General features: G+C 40.1%; 21 protein-coding genes, 1 pseudogene and 1 riboswitch. Of the genes and pseudogenes, 4 read left to right on the top strand and 18 right to left on the bottom strand.

What is annotated here, in order from left to right:
- Positions 1-320 precede the first annotated feature (320 nt).
- The 7 genes and pseudogenes from KCTCHS21_RS13470 to KCTCHS21_RS31135 all read right to left on the bottom strand — a co-directional run bounded on the left by KCTCHS21_RS13470 (position 321) and on the right by KCTCHS21_RS31135 (position 4,434).
- Positions 321-1,514: a stalk domain-containing protein gene (locus KCTCHS21_RS13470; protein WP_157994036.1), complete on the bottom strand. Its 1,194-nt coding sequence runs from the start codon at positions 1,512-1,514 to the stop codon at positions 321-323.
- A gap of 105 nt (positions 1,515-1,619) precedes the next feature.
- A pseudogene (locus KCTCHS21_RS31550) lies at positions 1,620-1,733 on the bottom strand (aldehyde dehydrogenase family protein); the annotation flags it as partial.
- A gap of 246 nt (positions 1,734-1,979) precedes the next feature.
- A complete protein-coding gene (locus tag KCTCHS21_RS13460) occupies positions 1,980-2,951 on the bottom strand; it encodes a tRNA dihydrouridine synthase (RefSeq protein WP_232058184.1) in 972 nt (323 codons plus the stop codon).
- 269 nt (positions 2,952-3,220) lie between these two features.
- Positions 3,221-3,565 carry a TroA family protein gene (locus KCTCHS21_RS13455; protein WP_130608875.1) on the bottom strand — a complete coding sequence of 115 codons (345 nt, stop codon included), beginning with the start codon at positions 3,563-3,565 and terminating at the stop codon, positions 3,221-3,223.
- A 72-nt stretch (positions 3,566-3,637) separates the two neighbouring features.
- The gene (locus KCTCHS21_RS13450) at positions 3,638-4,063 is read right to left on the bottom strand and encodes a hypothetical protein (RefSeq protein WP_130608872.1); all 426 of its coding nucleotides are present in this window, start codon (positions 4,061-4,063) and stop codon (positions 3,638-3,640) included.
- A 9-nt stretch (positions 4,064-4,072) separates the two neighbouring features.
- Complete coding sequence (locus KCTCHS21_RS31935; protein ID WP_269472756.1) at positions 4,073-4,204, bottom strand: hypothetical protein; 132 nt, start codon at positions 4,202-4,204, stop codon at positions 4,073-4,075.
- A 71-nt stretch (positions 4,205-4,275) separates the two neighbouring features.
- A complete protein-coding gene (locus KCTCHS21_RS31135; RefSeq protein WP_162309327.1) occupies positions 4,276-4,434 on the bottom strand; it encodes a hypothetical protein in 159 nt (52 codons plus the stop codon).
- A 197-nt stretch (positions 4,435-4,631) separates the two neighbouring features.
- Here KCTCHS21_RS31135 and KCTCHS21_RS13445 point away from each other — a divergent pair, with 197 nt between their 5' ends.
- The 3 genes from KCTCHS21_RS13445 (at position 4,632) to KCTCHS21_RS13435 (ending at position 6,937) form a co-directional block, all read left to right on the top strand.
- Positions 4,632-5,147, top strand: coding sequence for an RNA polymerase sigma factor (locus KCTCHS21_RS13445; RefSeq protein WP_162309326.1), 516 nt, complete (start codon positions 4,632-4,634; stop codon positions 5,145-5,147).
- Entirely contained in the window at positions 5,113-6,132 is a 1,020-nt protein-coding gene (locus KCTCHS21_RS13440; RefSeq protein ID WP_130608866.1) for a DUF4179 domain-containing protein, read from the top strand. Before KCTCHS21_RS13445 ends, KCTCHS21_RS13440 begins: the two co-directional genes overlap by 35 nt.
- A 265-nt stretch (positions 6,133-6,397) precedes the next feature.
- Positions 6,398-6,937, top strand: a complete 540-nt coding sequence (locus tag KCTCHS21_RS13435) for a transcriptional regulator (RefSeq protein WP_331872236.1) — start codon at positions 6,398-6,400, stop codon at positions 6,935-6,937.
- A gap of 1,037 nt (positions 6,938-7,974) precedes the next feature.
- Here KCTCHS21_RS13435 and KCTCHS21_RS13430 read toward each other — a convergent pair.
- The 5 genes from KCTCHS21_RS13430 to KCTCHS21_RS13410 form a co-directional block, all read right to left on the bottom strand.
- Positions 7,975-9,261 carry a nucleobase:cation symporter-2 family protein gene (locus tag KCTCHS21_RS13430; protein WP_130608860.1) on the bottom strand — a complete coding sequence of 429 codons (1,287 nt, stop codon included), beginning with the start codon at positions 9,259-9,261 and terminating at the stop codon, positions 7,975-7,977.
- Positions 9,251-9,871 (bottom strand): xanthine phosphoribosyltransferase, encoded by a 621-nt coding sequence (locus KCTCHS21_RS13425; RefSeq protein ID WP_130608857.1) that lies wholly within the window; start codon positions 9,869-9,871, stop codon positions 9,251-9,253. The genes KCTCHS21_RS13430 and KCTCHS21_RS13425 overlap by 11 nt, the downstream gene beginning before the upstream one ends.
- Before the next feature lie 118 nt (positions 9,872-9,989).
- Positions 9,990-10,092: riboswitch (purine riboswitch) on the bottom strand.
- Between the two features lie 251 nt (positions 10,093-10,343).
- Complete coding sequence (locus tag KCTCHS21_RS13420) at positions 10,344-10,697, bottom strand: hypothetical protein (RefSeq protein WP_130608854.1); 354 nt, start codon at positions 10,695-10,697, stop codon at positions 10,344-10,346.
- A 302-nt stretch (positions 10,698-10,999) separates the two neighbouring features.
- On the bottom strand, positions 11,000-12,259 hold the full coding sequence (gene fliD, locus KCTCHS21_RS13415) for a flagellar filament capping protein FliD (RefSeq protein ID WP_130608851.1): 1,260 nt from the start codon (positions 12,257-12,259) through the stop codon (positions 11,000-11,002).
- 100 nt (positions 12,260-12,359) lie between these two features.
- A complete protein-coding gene (locus KCTCHS21_RS13410) occupies positions 12,360-12,761 on the bottom strand; it encodes a hypothetical protein (protein ID WP_130608848.1) in 402 nt (133 codons plus the stop codon).
- Between the two features lie 152 nt (positions 12,762-12,913).
- On the opposite strand from KCTCHS21_RS13410, the gene KCTCHS21_RS31130 reads away from it, so the two are divergent.
- Positions 12,914-13,135 carry a hypothetical protein gene (locus KCTCHS21_RS31130; protein WP_162309325.1) on the top strand — a complete coding sequence of 74 codons (222 nt, stop codon included), beginning with the start codon at positions 12,914-12,916 and terminating at the stop codon, positions 13,133-13,135.
- 340 nt (positions 13,136-13,475) lie between these two features.
- On the opposite strand, the gene KCTCHS21_RS13400 is transcribed toward KCTCHS21_RS31130, so the two are convergent.
- From KCTCHS21_RS13400 to KCTCHS21_RS13375, 6 genes are all read right to left on the bottom strand, one after another.
- A complete protein-coding gene (locus KCTCHS21_RS13400) occupies positions 13,476-15,002 on the bottom strand; it encodes an apolipoprotein N-acyltransferase (protein ID WP_130608845.1) in 1,527 nt (508 codons plus the stop codon).
- 83 nt (positions 15,003-15,085) lie between these two features.
- Entirely contained in the window at positions 15,086-15,982 is an 897-nt protein-coding gene (locus tag KCTCHS21_RS13395) for an AraC family transcriptional regulator (protein ID WP_130608842.1), read from the bottom strand.
- A gap of 581 nt (positions 15,983-16,563) precedes the next feature.
- Positions 16,564-18,207: a glycosyltransferase gene (locus tag KCTCHS21_RS13390; RefSeq protein ID WP_130608839.1), complete on the bottom strand. Its 1,644-nt coding sequence runs from the start codon at positions 18,205-18,207 to the stop codon at positions 16,564-16,566.
- On the bottom strand, positions 18,197-18,982 hold the full coding sequence (locus KCTCHS21_RS13385; RefSeq protein WP_130608836.1) for an LbetaH domain-containing protein: 786 nt from the start codon (positions 18,980-18,982) through the stop codon (positions 18,197-18,199). The genes KCTCHS21_RS13390 and KCTCHS21_RS13385 overlap by 11 nt, the downstream gene beginning before the upstream one ends.
- A gap of 44 nt (positions 18,983-19,026) precedes the next feature.
- Positions 19,027-20,124: a DegT/DnrJ/EryC1/StrS family aminotransferase gene (locus tag KCTCHS21_RS13380; RefSeq protein WP_130608833.1), complete on the bottom strand. Its 1,098-nt coding sequence runs from the start codon at positions 20,122-20,124 to the stop codon at positions 19,027-19,029.
- A complete protein-coding gene (locus tag KCTCHS21_RS13375) occupies positions 20,121-20,951 on the bottom strand; it encodes a beta-keto acid cleavage family enzyme (protein ID WP_130608830.1) in 831 nt (276 codons plus the stop codon). Before KCTCHS21_RS13375 ends, KCTCHS21_RS13380 begins: the two co-directional genes overlap by 4 nt.
- Between the last annotated feature and the right edge of the window lie 67 nt (positions 20,952-21,018).

The raw sequence follows: 21,018 nt of genomic DNA, 5'->3' as shown, positions 1-21,018 counted from the left end.
CATCCGTCCACATTCGACCTCGATGTTAGCGTTTGCAAATAACCAAATCTCACAACTTCTTTTAACCCTGCAATAATTCCCCTTGATACAAACTGTATATATTGTGGACTTATCTCATCATACGAGTGTTGCAATAGAGTTCCAATGAGGTAGTCTTATCCTTTACGGGGGCAATATTACTTTAATGAAAACGCTCCTTGCTGTACTGGCAGTCTCATGCATTCATAGAATGATTCGCGACTCTTTGGGGAATGAAAAACGCCCATGCCAGAAGTCATGAGCGTTCATTTACCAGATCATTATAGACTTTCAATTGAAGTTTATAATTTCCAAGAGGTACCGTCACTAAATTTAACGGCGGTTATGGTCACATTTTTAACTTTTGTTGTTAAATCATATAAGTTCAGGGTCCAAGTGTCCGTTTGGTATTCTCCGGACGCAATCTTGTTATTTTGCGAAATGCCCAAATACAGGTTGCTAGAGCTTAAAAATCTTTTTACGGGTCTGTCGAAATCGTCATAACAACTTACTCTCATCTCATAGGCGACTATGGTTTTTGTGGTCAGGTTTTTAATCTCAAGATTTACTTCAGGCACACTAATCGAATTATAAGTAATTGAAACGTCATTCACTTTTAATGGTTTATTTTTATTCGCTTGAAGTTCCTTTTTTAGTTTTGCGGCCTGTGCATCCTTTTCTTCTTTTACGAGAGCCACTATTTTGTCTATGTAACTTTTCGATTTATAATAGGCTTTAACTTTTGAATAATTCATATTGCTTTTAACGTAGTCGTCAGAATCATCGAAATCGTCGGAAACGTAGGAGCTGTATTTTTTAAGTGATTCTACTGCACTTCCGATATAAATTTCGTTAGTATCACTTGTCATTTTAGCAACTTCATAATTGTTATATTTTTTTGTGCTTTTTTTATCAAAGCCGATGATACTCGACCGATAATCATACTCGTTCACTTTTTTCGCTTTTGGGTCATAAAAGAAATCAACTATTATCAGTTCCAAATAATCAGTGCCTGTTAAGTTACTAACATAATTTCCAGAAACTGATATTGGCAAATCAATATTATACATCGTTTGTTTATAGTCGTTTGAAATGAGGATGGTTCCATTTGCCGACGATAAGCCGGCGCCTAAGCTATCTGTAATGAAATTCAAGGGTGCCATAAACGTATTGTTAACAACGGAAACAGGTTCTTTCAAAATGACGGATATGCCATTTACTCTGGCAATCTTGCTTCCCTTACTCATATTAATAATGAGCCCGTCTTTTCTTCCTTTTAATGAGTTTCCTGTTGTTGTCAATGACAAGCCTAACTGTTTGAATACTGGAGCGATAGGAGCCATAATCGTGCCATTCACTTCTATCGGAGACTGCGTTAAGCTCAACAGATTGCCGTCAACGGATATTTGAAGCGTAGATTGAGCTGCGCTTGCAACACTGGAAATCTGAATAACTAGTATAAAGCAACACAGAAACGATACGAATTTTTTTGCCATTGTGTTCTCCATTCGACAGGTTTAGTTTTTAGTTTAACTGTGATGTAAATAATTTCCTATCGAATTATATCAGTAATATATGGAATGTACAATCTAAATATGGGGTTACATAACAGAACTGTGCCCCAGAATCACCTTAGGCTCCAAATACTCTTCGATTCCGTACGTGCCATGATCCCTGCCTATACCGGAGTTCTTAAACCCTCCAAACGGTGCTTTCGGTTCGTCGTGCATAGATGATATGGCTGACACGAGAAGTAACTTCGACTCCCCCAGTCGGCTAGCAGGAACGAGCAGACGTGTTCCTGCGTGGCAGGCTTGACCAGTATTGCTGAAAGCGATCGCCGCAGCCATCCCCCTACCAGTAAAGCGACTACAACAAAAAGGTCATATCTTTATGCCGGCACTTTGCCAACAAAAGATATGACCATTACATTTTACGATTTGTATTAAGGTAAAACTAGATCATTCTAGATCATTATTTCCAAAAGTATTAAGCAGCTCACGTACTTCATCCGTTGACTTAGTGCTCATCAATTGATTTCGTAGTTCACTTGCCCCTCGAAATCCTTTGACATATATCTTAAAAAATCGTAAAAGTACTTTAAATGGACGTAGCGTTAATTCTGTTGCATATTTATCATGAAGATCAAGATGCAATCTTAAAAGATCAAGTAATTCGTCACTGCTATGATCCCTCGGCTCTTTTTCAAAGGCAAAAGGATTATGGAAAATACCTCTCCCAATCATTATCCCATCCACACCATATTGCTCAGCAAGCTTTAAGCCCGTTTGTCGATCAGGAATATCTCCATTGATTGTCAACAGGGTATCTGGTGCTATACTATCACGAAGCTGCTTAATTTCTGGAATCAGTTCCCAATGTGCATCTACTAGGCTCATTTCCTTTCTTGTACGGAGATGGATAGACAGATTAGCAATATTTTGATTCAGAATATGTGTTAACCAACCCCGCCATTCCTCTACATCGTTGTAGCCAAGCCTAGTTTTCACACTGACAGGTAATCCTCCCGCTTTTGCTGCTTGAATAATATCTCCCGCAAGATCTGGATGCATAATAAGGCCGCTTCCCTTACCTTTCGTGGCAACATTGTGCACGGGACAACCCATATTGATATCTACACCTTTGAAACCAAGCTTAGCTAAACCAATGCTCATTTCCTTAAAATATTCAGGTTTATCCCCCCAAATATGTGCAACCATGGGTTGTTCATCTTCCGTAAATGTTAAACGCCCTCGTACACTATAAATCCCTTCAGGATGACAAAAGCTCTCCGTGTTAGTAAACTCTGTAAAAAAAACATCGGGTCTACCCGCTTTACTTACTACATGCCGAAAAACAACATCCGTCACATCTTCCATCGGTGCAAGCACAAAAAATGGTCGAGGTAACTCACGCCAAAAATTATTTAACACTACTTACTCAAATCCTCTCACTATAGACACAGCGCTATTTATTGTTTTTAATATAAATTCGACATTCCCAAGCTCTAACCCCAAATTAAGCATCGACGCTTCTACTATATAATTAGTACGGTAAGACATAGTATAACATCTCATCTATTCTTTACAAACCAGCAGCTTACGGATTTCTAGCGTAATTGGCTTGATGCATTCTTAGCTGGGCATTCAACAAAAAAACAGCCGACGTTACACTCACGTCGACTGTTGCTGTTAAACGTTGTTTACTCCTCGGCACCTAGCAAACTTTTTACGATAAATTCTAGCTGCTTGTCTAATGAAAGAGGATCTACAAAGGAAAATTTCGCTGGATCAATAGCGTAGACATGATTGCTGTTTACTGCCGGAAGGCTTTTCCATACAACATTATCAACTTCCACCCCTGATCCACTATCCTCTATAAAAATGTAATCTCCTGCATACTCCGGCAATGCTTCTAGTGAGAGTGATGCCCAACCAGAAGTTCCTTCAATAGCTTCCTTTTGAATTCGTTTAGGTGCTTTTAGCCCAAATTCTCCGTAAAGAATTTCTCCACCTCTTCCAAAGTTCGCGCCATACGCATAAACCATTTTATCGCCCACACCTAGAGTTACACTTGCATGTGGTTAGATCATTTTATAGTCTATTTTCCGTATAGCAGTTTACTCTTTCAAACTTACTTCTACCGCACTCTCAAATGAGTATTGATAATATTCGTTATTTTCTTCAATTCTATTTAATAAATTCTCTTTGTCTACGTTGCTAAGTGTCTCAGCAGTTTCAATTATTAATTTAGCTACTAAAGCAGCAGCTCTTTTATCAACAATTAAAGCACTATCATCGACTTCAATTTTGAAATATGTCGATTGAACATACTGAATGTAGATATATTCTGTAGATTTAATATGATTAGTCCATCTTGTATCATTAACCCATTTATTCCATGACAATGATATTTCCTCACCGCCTCTAAACATTTTGTCATTACCTACCCTTGATATATTGGCTTTTTCATACCACATAAATTTCACTAGTTCGTCAATGGTTGGCAATTTATTTACATTTTTTAATTCAAAAATAATCTCCATATTGGCCTCCTATTGCAGATAATTTACTGCTTTTTGCAAGTTCTTAAGTAACTCTTTATATTGACTTTCTGTCAATGATTTCTCTAAACTTTTAGGTATTTGATTGGCCAATGGAGCATTTGGATTAATACGGATATCCACTGTAGAATCCTTCCCTTTTCCTGCTTGTATCTGAATTTTATTTCCATCAGGCTCGGCATCTACACGTAGTTTTACTTTTTGCCCCCATAGGTAGTCTCAATTGGTTGGCCAAACGTCACACTCGTTTTTCTTTCATTTGCTGCATTTCCATTAGGGCCTTTACCAGTTTTACTATCACCAATTCTAATCCCTACAAATAGGACTAAGTGCTGCTCCGTCTTGTGAATCATGTTACGCTAAGCTGAGCCTTATCCTGGTTGAAAAACGATAGCCACCTGGAATTGTCTTGACGTTGCCATACTAGAACTTTCATAATGACCATGTTTCAATGCCAATCAGAATTTCTCTAATTAAAACATTTTCAACTTCTCAATCGTGTTCAATATGTATAAGCAACAATGGAGGTGAAAGAGTTCGCATGTCTTTAATGAGTAAGGATGATGAAATAGCTGAAGTTTTCAACAAACATGCATCAATGGTGTATCGGATCGCATTTATGTTCTTAAAAAATACCGTTGAAGCCGAAGATGCTACCCAAACTGTCTTTTTAAAGCTACTAAAATATCAAGATAAGTTTGAGAACGATGAGCATATTAAAGCGTGGCTAATTGTTACAGCGAAAAACACTTGCAAAGATGCGGTAAAGAATTGGTGGCGTTGGTTACATAGAGATAACCTGAAGCAGGTTGAACAACATGGGTACATTCAAAAATTGTCCAATAGCGATGTGTGGGAGAAGGTGATGAGCTTGAATAACAAGTATAAGTTGCCTATCTACCTATATTATTATGAAGGTTATTCCACTCTGGAAATTTCCGACATCCTTTGTCTTAACCATGCAACGGTTCGTACACATATGCGTACAGCTCGTAAGAAACTGAAAATCATGTTGGAGGAGGAAAAATTAAATGAATCTAAAAGAGCTAACCTCTTTTTACAATGAAATCACTCCAACCGACGAGCAGAAGCAAAACATGTATGCAAAAATAAAAACCTATCAAGAAGGAGAAGCTCCTATGAAAAAAACAACTAAAAAAGTTACTGCTCTTGCAGTCGTCGTAGCTGTCTTTCTCCTATTCACTACGGCAGTATTTGCGTCAACACTTAATTGGAATGAACTATTAATTCAACATTTTAAGCCATCGAAAAGTCAAATAAAAGCAATGAAAGGTAATGTAAGCATACCTGAAGCAACTGTGACAAACAACGGTGTAACCATAACTGTAAAACAAACGATTGTGGATTCTCAGAATGTTTACGTGCTGTATGAGATGACTGTTCCTGAATCAATTGATCTGAATGACGACATCCGTTGGAAAGGAGAATATTTTGGACTGAAGCCAAAAGCTATGGGAGAAGCCCGCCCAAGCCTCGGAGGCGGATCAACCATTTTGAAGCAAGATAAGCATACACGTACAGGATTATATTATAAGCCTCTAACAGTCTTGAACGGCAATAGCGCTGCTATCATGCTATTTGAAGATTTGACTCTGAATCAGATGATTTATGATAAAAAAGGTGAATTTATGGGTCTAAATAGAATTCCACTTATAGAGGGTGAATGGGAAATAACGTGGGATTTAATGATTGATGATACGCAAAGCATTAAGCTTGAACCCAATAAACCCCTTAGTCTAAAAAAGAGCAAAAACAAAGTTACAAAAATTGAAATATCACCATTATCCATTTATATTCTAATTGAGGGCAGCGATATATTAACCCGAGTTAAGCCTATTGTTAAATTCAAAGACGGCAGTCAACTGAGCTTTAACTTTATGAGCACAGGTAAATCATTTTCTTACAACTATGCCGAAGGCTCCGTCGAAGCTCAAGGCAATCACCTCTATTACAAATTTGATCAAATCATAAGCCCTGAAGATGTGGAAAGCATCTCAATTGGGGATGTAACGATACCTGTATTGAAGTAAATCCTTGATAAATCCAAACATATAAAATATACTAATGTAAAATTATGTAATGGCGTGAAGCACATGCCACTTTGATTATGGGGAATCTCTTTCGATTCCAAATCAAGGTGGCATTTTTATTTTTCTAAATCGAAAGGAGAGAATACTAATTAGTGGTTTTGAGACAAAGTTAAACCAATGGCTTCACGATCAACTTGCTGCAGAAAAAAATCCGAGACGAAAAGAAATCCTTCAAAAGGAACTGGGACACGGCACAAAAGAGTTTTTGCGAACCATATGGTATCCTACTGTAGGAAACTTTAAGCATTTATATGCAGAATGGGAAGTTCGGGATTATGGAAACCGATGCCGTTATCTAGATCTTACCTATATGCCCGGTGGAGCCAAAGGCTGTATTGAAATCCACGGTTACCGATCTCACGCCCGAGATATTGAAACATGGCGGTTCAAGGATTTGTGTAAAAAACAAGCGTACCTCGTATTGGACGATTGGCTGTTCCTGCCTATTGCATACTTATCGATCGAAGAAGAACCAGAGGTTATCAAGCAGATGGTTTTGTCTTTTATAGGTAAGTTTGTGTCCATGTCAACCAATCAATCGCTTAGTTGGATTGAAGCTGAGACATTACGGTTTGCGCGTGGTGTTATTCGACCTTTTCACTCCGATGAGCTTGCCTTGCACCTGAATCGATCCACTAGACAAGCTAGACGTATTTTAGACAAGCTCGTGGAAATGAGTGTTATTATTGTTCACAATGGACAGCAGCGTTATCGCACCTATCAAGTGGTCAATCATGACCGTTAGAGGCAGAAATTGAGGGTAAGAGAGTTATTATTGTTCACATTCGACAGCAGCGTTATCGCACCTATCAAGTGGTCAATCATGACCGTTAGAGGCAGAAATTGAGGGTAAGAGAGTTATTATTGTTCACATTCGACAGCAGCGTTATCGCACCTATCAAGTGGTCAATCGTGACTGTTAGAGCAAACATAGTAGAAAAGAGAGTTATTATTGTTCACATTTGACAGCAGCGTTATCGCACCTATCAAGTGGTCAATCGTGACCGTTAGAGCAAAAATAGTGGAAATTTGCTTTGTTTACGGACAATTATGACCATTAGAAGAAAATTTCACACTTTTCTTTGCTAATTCCTTCGCTTACGGACACTAATGTCCATCACAAAACTAGAATCTCGGATAAACACCGCTAACGGTCGCTAATGTCCGCATGATTAGATACAGCTATCACAATATGTGCGGAACTGATCCCCCAGTTTCGAAAAAAGCCACTCTATAGTTGGTATGGTCATACCCCTATCAAGTAGACTGGGGTATGACCAAGATCGACTTTTTGCTTTTATGAAGTTAAAGGGATTTCCGAGTCCTGATGATGCAGACGGAACGAAGTTGGATCGAAATAGTGAAAATGAGAGTTATTATTATTCACATTCGACAGCAGCGTTATCGCACCTATCAAGTGGTCAATCATGACCGTTAGAGCAAAAAAAAAGGGAATTTGCTTTGTTTATGGACAATTATGACCATTTGAAGAAAATTTCACACTTTTCTTTGCTGATTCCTTCGCTTACGGACACTAATGTCCATCACAAAACTAGAATCTCGGATAAACACCGCTAACGGTCGCTAATGTCCGTATGATTTGATATAGCTATCACAATATGTGCAGAACTGATCCCCCAGTTTCGAAAAAGCCACTCTATAGTTGGTGTTCCGGGTTAAAATAGGAAGTCGAACAGGGCTTCGGTCTCATAATCCGCACAAAAAAGCAAAAAAAGACCTGTATCCGATAAAACTCGAACACTGGTCTTTAAAGTTTCTTAGCTATTCTTTATTTAATTCAACGTTATGAGTATCTCGCTTGGACATTAGAATATTTAGCAGAATAGCTGTGATAGAACCTGAAACAATACCGTTTTGCAAAATCATTTTTGCAAAGTTGGGTAATTGATCAAACATCTCTGGTACAGTAGCCGAACCTAATCCGACCGCAATGCTGCATGCGACAATAATGAGATTACTTCCCTTTTGCAAATCCACTCCAGATAGAATGGAAACTCCCGATGCTGCGACCGAACCAAACATAACAATCATCGCGCCGCCAAGCACTGCACTAGGAATAATCGTTGTTAGTGCCGCTAACTTTGGCAATAGACCAAGCACAACCATAATTCCACCTGCAGCAAAGATTACATTTCTAGTCTTCACACGAGAAATTGAAATTAACCCTACATTTTGAGAGAAGGCCGTATACGGAAACGCATTAAAAATACCACCAATCGTAATTGCAACACCTTCCGATCTCAAGCCATTCACAATTTGCTTGTTCTCCACTTTCTCATCGATCGCTTTACCTACCGCTAGATAAACGCCTGTAGATTCCACCATACTCACAATCGCTACAATGATCATGGTAACAATTGCTGTAATACTAATTTCTGGCGTTCCAAAATAGAAAGGCTCCGCCACCTGGAACCATGATGCCTCTCCTACAGCAGTAAAGTGAACCATGCCTAATGCAGAGGCAGTAATTGTCCCTACCACAATTCCAATAAGAACCGAAATCGCACGAAGAAAGCCTGTCGTGAATCGATTAATAACGAGAATGACAACTAACGTTAGCAATGCTAATAACAAATTTTTAACGGATCCATAGCCATCATTCCCAAGGCCGCCTGCCGCGTTATTCATGGCTACAGGTATAAGAGAAAGACCAATAATCGTTACAACTGACCCCGTTACAATGGTGGGGAAGAACTTTAACATTTTCCCATATAGGGGTGCTGCTAACACAACGAATATTCCTGATATAATGATCGCACCGTATGCCGTAGCCAAATTCGATGTTGAAGCTATCGCAATAATCGGTCCTACCGCCGTAAATGTACAGCCTAATACTACAGGTAATCCACTGCCAAAATGCTTTGTACGCATTACCTGCAAAATGGTAGCAATCCCACATGTGAACAAATCAGCTGCAATCAGATAGGCTATTTGAGCTGTAGTCAGATTGAGCTCCGCACCAACAATAATCGGCACAATAATTGCACCGGCATACATAGCTATTACATGCTGTAAGCCTAACGTAAAAACTTTTTGATTACTTAGCATTTTCGATCACCAGAGATTGCTGAGACACAGTTTGTTCGCCCCGAACAAAAGTAACTTCACCAGGAGACATAGCGGCTATTCTTGCTAATGAATGAACTTCGACACCTTTTTTCTCTAGCAGACTTCGCCCTTCTTGGAAGCTCTTCTCGATAACACAACCTACTCCGACAAGTTCAGCTCCGGATACACTGACAATATCAACCAAACCAACAAGTGCTGCACCTGTCGCTAAAAAATCATCAACGATCAATACTTTATCATGAGGTCCCAAGTATTTAGCTGAAACACAAACTTGGTAGGTTTCTTGTTTAGTAAAAGAATAAACAGGTGCAGTGTATACTTGCTCATTAAGCGTGACTGCTTTCTTCTTCTTTGCATAAATAAACGGCACTTTCAGGGCAATTCCTGTTGCCATTGCGAACTGAATACCACTTGCTTCAATCGTAATCACTTTCGTAATTCCTCGATTAGCAAATATCTGTGCAAATTGCTCTCCAATTTCAAGTGCAAGCTGCGTATCCACCTGATGGTTAAGGAATGAGTCCACCTTTAGGACAGTGTCTGACAAAATTGATCCTTCTTGGCGTATTCTTTCTTCTAGTACTTTCATTAGCAATCGTTCGCCCCTTCTTCATAAATAAAAATAAGGACAGCTTCCTTGAGTCATTTCTCCCAAGTGAAAACTGTCCTATGGTCTCTTATATTTGTCGCACACAACAAATAAACCTTAGATGCAATATTTCACTCATAGTTGGTCGATTTAATGGTCGTCCAGTAGAGACTTGAGGGCCATATTCCCTCAATTATACGAGTTGATTAATCATAAACATCTTGTTATCCTACACAATATTTTTCTTTGTTTCAATATAAAATTTATGACATAAGTATTTCTTGCTCTTTCTAAACAAATAACTGTTATAACTTGTAAATAAAGGTGTTTGATATCTTTAGTTCACCGGTACAAGGATGAAGAATGTTTCAATGTAATAAAAATAACGCCTAAGATCGGAAACCCGATTCAGACGTTAATGTCGCATCAAGAACCGGTTTAGCGTACAATGCTTTTCAAGAAAGCACCTAGCTCATACGATTCTTGTTAATTCACTATTAATTACTCGATGTGCGGCTACATAACGATCTTTCGGACTAATCCCAAACGATGCAAATTGAACCTTCAATTGATCGGTAATAAATTGGACTTCATACTGCTTCGCATTTCCCACAAAAAAGCTATTGTATGTGGAAGCATTCGGTTTCACTGTAAACGCAATGTTATGAATCAATTTCTTCTTTCCGTTTAATGCATACACTTTGATTCTTACTTTGGCATTCTTATGTTGATACTGGTTTAGCGAGTTCACAACAATATCGCTGGATACAGTCTTGTCTTTCTCCGTTAGGTTATTCAGAGGTCCAGTCGTATATTTACGAATCATACATACTCCCCCCTTCATAAACAAGATATTATGAAAAAAGTCATGTCGCTGCAATATCTTATTCATTCAAGGGTTATCTGATTGGACTACGTGATCCATCTTGAGATAGCATTTGCGGGATCTCGGCCTTAGCGGGATCGATCCGCTGACCTCTTCGCTACCAGCGAAGAGGTCTTCCTCATGAGTCGGTTTCACTACCAACAACATGAACAAACCCGCCTGAATAGATTTTTATCTACTCAAGCGGGTCCTGAACTATTATATCCTTTATCTGTAAATTGTTGTTCATTGCATGTATAAAGTTAATAAAGCGAATTCACGACCCATCCGCTTGCCTGTGTCGGCATAGCCATTTGCATCGATGATTGGTACATCGCGAATTGCTGCACCTGGCGAGCCTTCGAGTTCAGCAGACTGCTTGCCGAGGATTCATTGTATTTTTCAGCTGCTGATGACAGACGGTCAGCTAGACCATAGTTGCCGCTAATCGCTTTCGTTGTTTGTTCGAAATTTGAGCTTAAACTCTTCTTAAGCTGCTCTTCATCCAGCTTGAGAGTGCCATCGCCGTTACGGTTAATACCGATTCGCTCATAAGTAGATGAGCTAACTAGCGATTCCATGCTTTTGCGGACAGATGAATTCATAACTCCACCTGCTTCTTTCAAGCGATTATGAATCGTATTGTAACTCGACACCAGATCTTTAACTTGCGCGATGACTTTGTCTTCGTCCGGTTTGATTCGTATATTCACAGTGTCCGTTGACGGGGCTACTAGTGTCGCCGTAGCTTTACCCTTCTCCAGATCAATCGTGTTCGACTGCGAGGTTTGAGTTGCGCCGCCGTTCACGCTGTAGGATGCATTGGACGCTAGCTGAGTTGCATTCTTAACGCCGGTTGCCGACATCGCGTTGCCGGTAACATCTTTAACCTCGAAAGCCTGATCCGCTCCTGTCTTGTCGCTGCTTAACTCAAGCTTCTTATTGCCTGTTTTATCATCCGTTACAATACTGGCGGTTACGCCCGTCTTCGCTGCATTGACCGCATCTTTCAGCTTAGTCAGCGATTGATCGTTCGTATCGTTATCGGAGATAACAGCCGATACCTTCGTACTCTTGCCGCCTATTGTAATGTTGAACTCATTGATGCCTTTGCTTACAACGGACGGTTCTGCTTTAGACAAAAATGTTCCACTGTTCGTTTGAGAAGTCGCGATGGCATTCACTTTAACTTCATAAGTTTTGCTTGCAGCTCCGGCCGATGCAGTTGCAGTAACCTTCTTGCTGTCCGATGATTCCGCAATCCGTGCTTGGAAAGATGAATGATCCTTCTGCATTAATTTTTGCGCCGATGCTTGCATATCCTGCGCAGATTTCAAAAAATTCGCGATCCCGGTTGCTGCTGTCTTGATATATTGCTCATAAGAGTTGTTCTTAACAGCATACTTTGAAAAGAAAGACTGGTTCGCATTCTGACTATTAGAAGACTGGAAACTCAAAGACGCCGTTCTGTTAATCGGATATATCGAGTTATTTGAGTTAATTGAGTTAATCGATAACGCCATCCGTCTATCCCTCCATAATGTCGCACAATATTGTTAATTCCTGCTTCAACATAAATTTGCTTAGGTTTCATCATCGTAATTTACGGGTTGCGTATCCAGCTCACCTCAGTGAGGCATACTTGCTCGATCGCACGAAGTCGCGATGGGCTTCCTGAATCGCGTTCGTGCGCATCAGTAGCTCCTCGGAACCACCATGCTTCAGTTGCCCGGCAATCTGCATTAGCTTGAACGTGTTGTAACTGTTCGCATCCGCTTTGCTTCGGCTATGCTGCAATGCGTCCTCATACGCTTGGCGTTCCATCGAGAGGCTCATTGCTTGATCATGTAGATTGGGATTATTTCGCTGTAAGTAGTCCATTTCTTCGGTACGTAGTTTCTTGCCCAACATGAGTGTATTTCGAATAGATGTTAACCGCGGCTGATCCTTCATCTCGCGAGCGTCCTTGCAAGGCTGCATTGCTTTGAAATAATCACTGACCGGCTGCACGGATTTTACATTCACGCCATCCCCTCCTAATTACAAATATCGTCATATGCAACGATGCCTTGATCCAAGTATCCGGTTGCATTTACCATCTCCCATGACAGCTAGCTTTTCTTCATCAAAAACTTACAAATATTACTTCTAATTTATCATGAAAGATCGTTCTATATATGAAAGTTAAAGAAAACTTTAAGTTCGCGCTTGCAACGCACCAATGGCAACCATATATCCTGTCCCCCGAATCGGCGTCAAACCCGGTAACTCCTGCAGTTGCTCCCTTTCGTGGCTTCTGTCCCGTTATGACTATAGGTAGATATGAAGCCCTCCCGCTCGCAATACGCCTGAACAATCTCGCATATATGGGGATCATCATCGACAATCATGATTTGTAAGTGTCTATCACAGCGCCAACTTCCCTCTTCTAGAATACACGGAAACGATACATCGAATATCGACCCGGACTGTCCATAGCTCTCCGCTCAACCGTCCCTCCATGCACTTGTACGATTGGGTGGGGCAGTTTCCTCCAACGTTACTTTACCCAGAGTATACCAAAAAATATTAAGTTAGAGTTATACCTTACTTTGGTCATACAAACTTCATGACGGTACTCGTAACTCCGCCACCGCATTCCGGTTTGTACGATATTTCGTCTGTTGATGACATTTCAATGAAGTTTCTCAGCACTCCCTGTACTCTCTCGTTAAGCTCAGTATCGCTACCCAAACATATCTATGTTGTTCGTGCTTTACGCACTTTGCTGATGATTGTTACTGCTACGGTTATAGTTAGAATGAGTAGAGATGCCGCTCCACACAGTAATGGCAATAGATCTCCGATGATTTTATATACGGTATGTTTCCGATCTGATAGAGGAAGCTCCGCCGTGAAGACAATGCCGTGATCGCTATCCAAATCGTTCATTTCTGAGACCTTCCGACCCTTCGCATCGTATACCGCACTCATTCCGGAATGTGTGACGCGCAGAACCGGCATCTGATTTTCGATCGCTCGAAAAGCGCTGATTTCCGTGTGATAAGGTGTAATCGACTCCCAGTCGCTGGATGGAATAATGAATACATCAGGATTGTGTAATCCGGCTTCGCGAATTCGGTGTGGGAAATCCGCATCGAAGCAGATCGCTACCGCAATTTTCCCAATGGCTGTCTCGACAACAGGCACTGCCTCTTCGCCTTTATGGAAGTAACGCTCCTCCCCGGGTACTAAAGAAAATTTGGAATATTCCGCTTTTATCGTGCCATCTGCATCAATAATAACCACTTGGTTATCCATCTTAGCTCCATCCGGTGCGTTTATTCTCACATATCCTACAACCAAAACCGCTCCGTGCGCTGCCGAAAGTGACTGCAAACGTCTCAGAAATGCCTTTTCCTCTTGTTCCAACACAATCGAAGCTCCCTCCGACCAACTGATCAAGCTGCTGCCACGTTCGAGCTCCTGGCCAGTACGAAGGAACAAGCCTTCATTTATACGATTTATCTGTTCGACTAATACGGACTGTTCCGCTAGTTGATCATAAAACCCTGTCTTTTCCCATTGGTCGAATAATTGTTGTATTGTGTCATCCCATATGATCCGATCCGGTGTAATACCTGTCACCTTGATCGTTTCTGTCTGATTCTGTCCCGATTCCAGCACCACGCTTCCTCCGACAAATAGTAATAATACTGTTACTGTACTGATCAATAACCGTTTATTTTGTCGAACACCCTCTCGAAATCCTGATTGAAACGTATATGCCAGCAGCGAGGCGAACAAATACTGGATAAATACGATCCCCCATATACCAAACATAGATGCCAACATCGCAAGGGGTCTTATCGCCAATTGACTATATGCGGTAGAATTGAATGTCCCGAACGCGTTCCCATAGCTTGTAAAATACTCAAATGATGTCATCAACAACGGGAAAAATAACAAAGCTGCTGCAGGTCTGGTTCGGGTGACCACCCATTTATTTAACAACAGCAACATAATCAGCATAACGGTAGAAATCAACACCGTGATTGAATCAACTACGAGACCGCCAGGAATGACACTTCGATTGGAAATGATCATCACGAAACTAACGAACGCAAGCGCGATCGGGACTGAATGTTTCACCCTCTCTCTATACATATAGATCAGCAGCAAAGCTGGCGCTAACCAAGCCGTCAACACATAGAGATTCGAAGTAATTGGCACCAAATAGAATAAACAGACCGCAGCTATTAACCAGACATTCGAATTAAACCGCACATCATTCACTTCCTTTCATTCTTGCCCTTACTGTAGCAAAGAATCGCAGGTCACGTTTGACGTTTATTGCTCTCATTTAAGGGCTACTGAACCGAAAGGTAAATTTCCACCTCCACATCGTCTGAGTAAGGAGATTGAAATGTGGGTAAATACTTCTCAAGCAGAAGCTCGCCTGTCAGTTTCGCATTTGAAGCAGGAATGCGGTATTGGTATAAAAAATGGTAGGTTGAGAGAATGTTGTCCTTATTCGTTTGAAACAACTTGCCCCGATGTACAAACTTCATCATGTTCAGCCCGTTTAATTCGATTTGCTTCATTCCTGCCGGGATACTCCCCCACTCCTTCACTTCGACCGCAACCATCTCCTTAAAATAAGCTGTTTCGCCAATGTAAGTAATGTCGTAACACAGACGGAATACAGTATCCGATTTCCGGTTAGGAATTCCTTCAGCTTGCTGAATGAACGATTCGATAGACGGAAAGATTGTGCTCACATTCTCGTCGCACGACAGTCGTTCAATGCCGACGAGCTGTAAATTATCAATCTTTTCACGATGGTCTGTTACGACCACATGACCATGTTTTGCTTTAATATCCAACCAGATCGATTCTATATCGATTCTCGATGACAGTACCTCCAACCGGTGATCCTTGCCTGCATACTTTGAACGATATTTTGCGGGAGGAATCTGAAACATTTTTTTGAAATTGCGGCTAAAAACCTCCTGTGAGCCAAAACCGTACTTAACCGCAATATCCAAAATGCTGCCGCGAACTTTTCTCAATTCAGCAGCAGCCCAAATCAACTTCCTCTTGCGTATGTAATTGTATACCGTTATACCGACCACTGCTGTAAAGAGACGATAGAAATGGAACTTCGAGATATAGGTCATTCCAATCAACCGATCAATGTCGACTTGTTCCTCGATTTGGTCTTCCACTGAATCAACAAAACGCTGAATCGCCTGCAGATAATCCATCGCTATCCCCCTCTTCAACGAAAATATCCGCTTCAAAATCGCTTATATTGAACATAGAATACTGAGCAGAAATCGGCAATATAACAACTAACCTCATCGTTATTATTATCGATATACTATTCCAAGGATGAAGTAGAAAAGTACCCTATACACAGAAAGCCTTGATTATAGGCTGATGAACCGTACTCGTCGAGAACTTTTGGCAGAGAATTCAGACGCCTTGGATTTCATCTCCTAGGCATTCCACCATGTAAAAGTAGGGTAAGACGGGGAATTACTTCCCCCGGGCTCCCCCTCAAACCGTGCATGCGGATTTCCCGCACACAGCTTTACTTCGTCAGTTCCCCATCTTCATGAGTGAGTCCGTCTTCACCCGTCACCGGGCTGCATATTTCACAACTGCTACAGCACTTTAAAGGATAAAGTTACCGAGTGGATTTGAACCACTTAGATTGTGCGACTGAGTGGGACATCAAAAAACGTCACCACGATTGGTGACGTTTCTTTTTGTATGGAGCCTAGGGGGATCGAAACGCTGACCTCTTCGCTGCCAGCGATGCGCTCTACCGCCTTGGTCGGTTTCAAATCCCAAAAAACTTTTTTAATTTCAACCGAATACGAAGCGGTATTAACTTGTAGAACGCTCTAATGAATGTTTTTAGAAAACGTTCGCCTTCCAATTGCGCCAGTCTTTTGGAAATCATTAGATGATTTCCATAATACTCATTAAATTGACTCGTAAGTAGCTGAATGTTTGCCATATTTTCGATATCTTTATGGAATAACTCATTATATAGAGTTTCTAATTGTTGCGAATGAACCAAGCTCTCGTTATAACGTGTTTCCAATTCATTAGAATGAGTTTCTAATCCCTTATAGTGCTGGTCAAATACCTTAAGTTTCTGTTGCAATTCAAGCTGAACCTGGATTAAACTGTCAATCGTTTGTTCATAATCATTATTTAGCTGTCGCTCCGCGCTCTGGTATTCTGAGTGTAAGTAGAGTCTTCGCCCCATAAGTTCGTCTGCCAGTTCATTATTTACAGTGATTTTGTATATCATATTAGACTTTTTGTAGCTGGCGACAATTTCTTTTAACTTCTCCGTATCATTAAACAACTCAACTAATTCTTGTTCAGAATCTAAAACTAGCCCATTTTTAAAATGTCTAGTCTGATCTGCAATGTTGCCGCTGTCTTTGTAAGTAATAACCAAACAATTTGCCGCCAAACTTTCGTAATAGGTGTAATTATAGTTACCAAACCAATTTGACCAAAGTAGCACAACATCAATTTCATGTTCGATCAATCGTGATGTTGTATCCTGCTTAGAGCCATTGTGAAAACTCGTGTCTACAAAATTCGTACCCGGTAAAGTCTGATCTGCGAAACTAAAATGATAAAAGTCATAATCCGATTTATTGGCTATCCCATTTAACTTTACCCAAGCATTCCAACCTTTATAGCTATTTTTCCCACCAATATATGCAATATTTATATTACGGTCATCCATTGAGAAGCGAGTAATGCTATTTTTTGATGGAATGACATGCTGATGAAAAATTACGCGAACATTTTGCTCCAAATGCTGAAATAACCGTAAAAAAATCCGTTTCCCATTTTCTGAAGGTGACACGATAACCACGTTATGCTTTATAAAGAGCTGATTAATACTATCATAAATGGCTTCGCGTCCTTCACCATAACGACAGGACGTGCAGAGTGGCGAACCAATTGGGGCTGGACCACAAAACTGTTCATCATTATAAAACAAATAAGTATTACGGCATAGGCAGTAATAATCATGTAAAATATGAAACGTTTCTATTTCTTCTTTTTCTTTTATTCTGCTTAAGATCTCATCAATCATGGCAATATTCATATTTAAGCCATTAAGAAAAATGCGCATGAGATTAATTTTTTTAGTCGAAATAAGATTTGAAAAACAAAATCCGACTTGCCATGCCGCCAAAAAGCACGATGTTTTCCCATCAATCACAACTTCAACAATTAAATGATTAGAACCTACTTTATGCCCATCCTGATTAGTAACAATAAATAATGCAACATAAGAAATGCTACGATCATTCATCATCTTTTGTTGCTCTACTCCGTACTTCTCTGCACCACCGGTAGTCTTTCGGTAATCTACATGATGAAATGAAACCACGCAATCCTTGTAGGTCAAATCACTATAGATCTTTTCAGCAACCCCGCTATGGATCAATTCTCAAGCACCCTCTCTGCGAATCATCAATAAATTGCAGCAATGTTAAGAACATCTCACATGCCTGAAATTGCTTTATCAAATTTGTTCGGTCTTCGTCTTCCAAAGAAGGGTAAGAGCTATTTGCAAATGCATGTAAGATATGTTCCAATTGACCGATCTGTTCGATCGTGAAGCCTTGTCTTTCTAGCCCGACTTTGTTGATTTTTTTAATCAGCGCAGGATTGCCATCTACCAGAAAATAATGCGGTATATCTCTAACCACCTTTGCCATCGCACCGACCATTACAAATTTGCCCACTTTAGTAAACTGATGCGTAAACGATGACATTCCGATATGCGCAAAATCATCGACTTGAGTATATCCAGAAATCCGTACATGAGCTGACAATGTCGTTGAATTTCCAATTTTCGCATCATGTCCCAGATAAGCACCGTGACCAATGTGATTGCCTTCACCAATGATAGTGTTTCGGCCCGGATCCTTTGATCTCGCCATGACAGTGTGATCATTGATCATATTATTAGAACCAATAATAAGACCAGATTGTATGGAATGATCAAAACCTTTGAGGTTCGGTAGGGCACCAATAGAGCAAAAGCTCCCAATATATGTGCCGCTCCCTATGGAAGTGTTGGCATGAATTTTAGTATGGCTGCAAATGGTTACACCATCACCAATCGTCACATTTTCGCTGATAATTGAGAACTCACCGATGGTGACATCGGCCCCAATTTTTACATTTGGGCCAATATACGCGCTTTCATGGATCATGTTGAACGGATCACCCGATTCATTATTTTTTCAGCTTTTGTAAACTAAAATTGATTGATTACCGTAACAATTCTCTCTACTTCATCTTCCATTAACCCTAGATGCACAGGAATAGATACGACTTCATGCTTGATTCTGTTTGCCACTTCAAGTTTATTCTCATAATCTTTCTCAAGAAAATCAGTTGATCTATAACAGAGTTGCTCTGGGATTGTATAGGGATAATAAATAGAAACGTCTATTCCATTACGATTCATATAATTAATAAATGCATCTCGTTTATCGTTTAAAATACGCAAAGTATACTGATTATAAACATGCTTTGCCCCAGGAACTTCGATCGGCTTGATAATGTCGCTATGTTTAATCTTTTCCTCATAATAAGCCGCATTTTCTCTTCTGACAGAATTGAAATGATCCAGCTTTTTAAGTTGACATATACCAATTGCCGCTGAAATTTCAGACAATCGATAGTTGTATCCGATGTACTCAAATTGGTTTCTTTCTTTTATCCCATGTTGAATGAGTTGACTTGCTAATTTGGCTAACTTCTCATCTTTCATTACTACCATACCGCCCTCGGCGGTTGTCATATTCTTGGTTGGGTAAAAACTGAATGCGCCAGCATCTCCGAATGTTCCTAATTTCCGGCCTTTCCAACTTGCCCCATGCGCTTGCGCACAATCCTCTATAAGCAACAAGTTGTGCTTGATTGCAATTTCCGAGATTTTATCCATATCACAGCTTTGACCAAACAAATGAACGACTAGAATAGCTTTTATACCCGATTGTTCTAGAATAATTTGTTCGATGCTGTCAGTAGAAATGTTCATTGTCGTTTCATCAACATCAGCAAAAATAGGAGTTCCCCCCGCATGTACTATTGCATTAGCTGTCGCAATAAATGAGAACGCCGTTGTAATGATTTTCTCTCCCTTTTTGATTCCAAGTGCTCTAAGTGTAATTTCTAAAGCTGTTGTACCAGAGGAAGTCGCAATACAAAATCCTTGATCTAGATACTCTGCGAAGTTTTTTTGAAACTGCAGGACATTATGGCCACTTGCCAATTGCCCACTTTTTAGTACAGCACTTACAGCATCTATTTCCTCTTGACCGATCTGTGGCTGTGCAATTTTTATCATATTTTTGGTCCTTTAATCCCTAAGATTTTTGCTGTTTCTAAAGAATCTGCCACTTCACAACCTAGCATTCTAATCATATTTGCAGCCCGATTTACGAATTCTACATTATTTTTTACTGGAACACCTTTTAATAAATAACGATTGTCTTCCATCCCTGTCCGAATCACATCACAACCATTTAAAATAGAAATGAAATTAACCGGCAACTGCATGCCTGCTATACCAGCCGCAGACCAATGAAAGCCTTTTGGAACAGAGTCGAGCATCCATTGAATGTTTTTATAGTCAGCCTTCATGCCACCCATTGAACCAATGACAAACTGGATAAATACATTTTCTTCAATGAGACCAAGTTCAACCAAACGCATTAGTTCTTTTAACATTCTAGGATTAAATATCTCAAATTCCGGCTTGACCTCATTTTTCCTCATAGCTTCAAGCATTTCGATGACGAACTCTTTTGAGTTTCTAATGCCGCCGTCAGGTCGTTTGAGTGAAGTTACTTCTATGGATGCTAAATCAGGTTTTAACTCCATTAATTTGATTCGATTATTATCCGACACATCAACAAGATGATTAGAGGTGGAAATGCATATCAAAACGTCGCATTTTTCACGAATTCCGGATATGACTTCCTTATATAAGGAGAAATCCAACGACGGTTTTTCTTCTCTATCACGAACATGGACATGTATCATCGCAGCCCCTGCGACAGAACACTCGTATGCACAATTAATAATTTCATCAACAGTAACTGGAAGACCCGGCATTGTTTCTTTCATAGTCATTGAACCGGTTATCGCCGCGCATATGCCAATTTTCTTCATGGTACTCCTTTTTGTGTGGAAAATAACACAATCACATAATGATAGACAAATTTATTTTAACATAAGC

The organism is Cohnella abietis (genome assembly GCF_004295585.1).
In the GTDB taxonomy this organism is placed as follows: domain Bacteria; phylum Bacillota; class Bacilli; order Paenibacillales; family Paenibacillaceae; genus Cohnella; species Cohnella abietis.
Note: the sequence above shows the minus strand (reverse complement) of the source record. Positions and strands in the feature narration are given on the sequence as shown.

What these genes read in the sequence shown, in the direction of transcription:
- KCTCHS21_RS13445 (WP_162309326.1), top strand. Translation starts at nt 4,632, where the DNA reads ATGAGTAAGGATGATGAAATAGCTGAAGTTTTCAACAAACATGCATCA.
- KCTCHS21_RS13395 (WP_130608842.1), bottom strand. Translation starts at nt 15,982, where the DNA reads ATGGATTATCTGCAGGCGATTCAGCGTTTTGTTGATTCAGTGGAAGAC.
- KCTCHS21_RS13470 (WP_157994036.1), bottom strand. Translation starts at nt 1,514, where the DNA reads ATGGCAAAAAAATTCGTATCGTTTCTGTGTTGCTTTATACTAGTTATT.
- KCTCHS21_RS13420 (WP_130608854.1), bottom strand. Translation starts at nt 10,697, where the DNA reads ATGATTCGTAAATATACGACTGGACCTCTGAATAACCTAACGGAGAAA.
- KCTCHS21_RS13450 (WP_130608872.1), bottom strand. Translation starts at nt 4,063, where the DNA reads ATGGAGATTATTTTTGAATTAAAAAATGTAAATAAATTGCCAACCATT.
- KCTCHS21_RS31130 (WP_162309325.1), top strand. Translation starts at nt 12,914, where the DNA reads ATGAAAGTTAAAGAAAACTTTAAGTTCGCGCTTGCAACGCACCAATGG.
- KCTCHS21_RS13425 (WP_130608857.1), bottom strand. Translation starts at nt 9,871, where the DNA reads ATGAAAGTACTAGAAGAAAGAATACGCCAAGAAGGATCAATTTTGTCA.
- KCTCHS21_RS13380 (WP_130608833.1), bottom strand. Translation starts at nt 20,124, where the DNA reads ATGATAAAAATTGCACAGCCACAGATCGGTCAAGAGGAAATAGATGCT.
- fliD (WP_130608851.1), bottom strand. Translation starts at nt 12,259, where the DNA reads ATGGCGTTATCGATTAACTCAATTAACTCAAATAACTCGATATATCCG.
- KCTCHS21_RS13385 (WP_130608836.1), bottom strand. Translation starts at nt 18,982, where the DNA reads ATGATCCATGAAAGCGCGTATATTGGCCCAAATGTAAAAATTGGGGCC.
- KCTCHS21_RS13440 (WP_130608866.1), top strand. Translation starts at nt 5,113, where the DNA reads ATGAATCTAAAAGAGCTAACCTCTTTTTACAATGAAATCACTCCAACC.
- KCTCHS21_RS13375 (WP_130608830.1), bottom strand. Translation starts at nt 20,951, where the DNA reads ATGAAGAAAATTGGCATATGCGCGGCGATAACCGGTTCAATGACTATG.
- KCTCHS21_RS31135 (WP_162309327.1), bottom strand. Translation starts at nt 4,434, where the DNA reads ATGATTCACAAGACGGAGCAGCACTTAGTCCTATTTGTAGGGATTAGA.
- KCTCHS21_RS13430 (WP_130608860.1), bottom strand. Translation starts at nt 9,261, where the DNA reads ATGCTAAGTAATCAAAAAGTTTTTACGTTAGGCTTACAGCATGTAATA.
- KCTCHS21_RS13455 (WP_130608875.1), bottom strand. Translation starts at nt 3,565, where the DNA reads ATGGTTTATGCGTATGGCGCGAACTTTGGAAGAGGTGGAGAAATTCTT.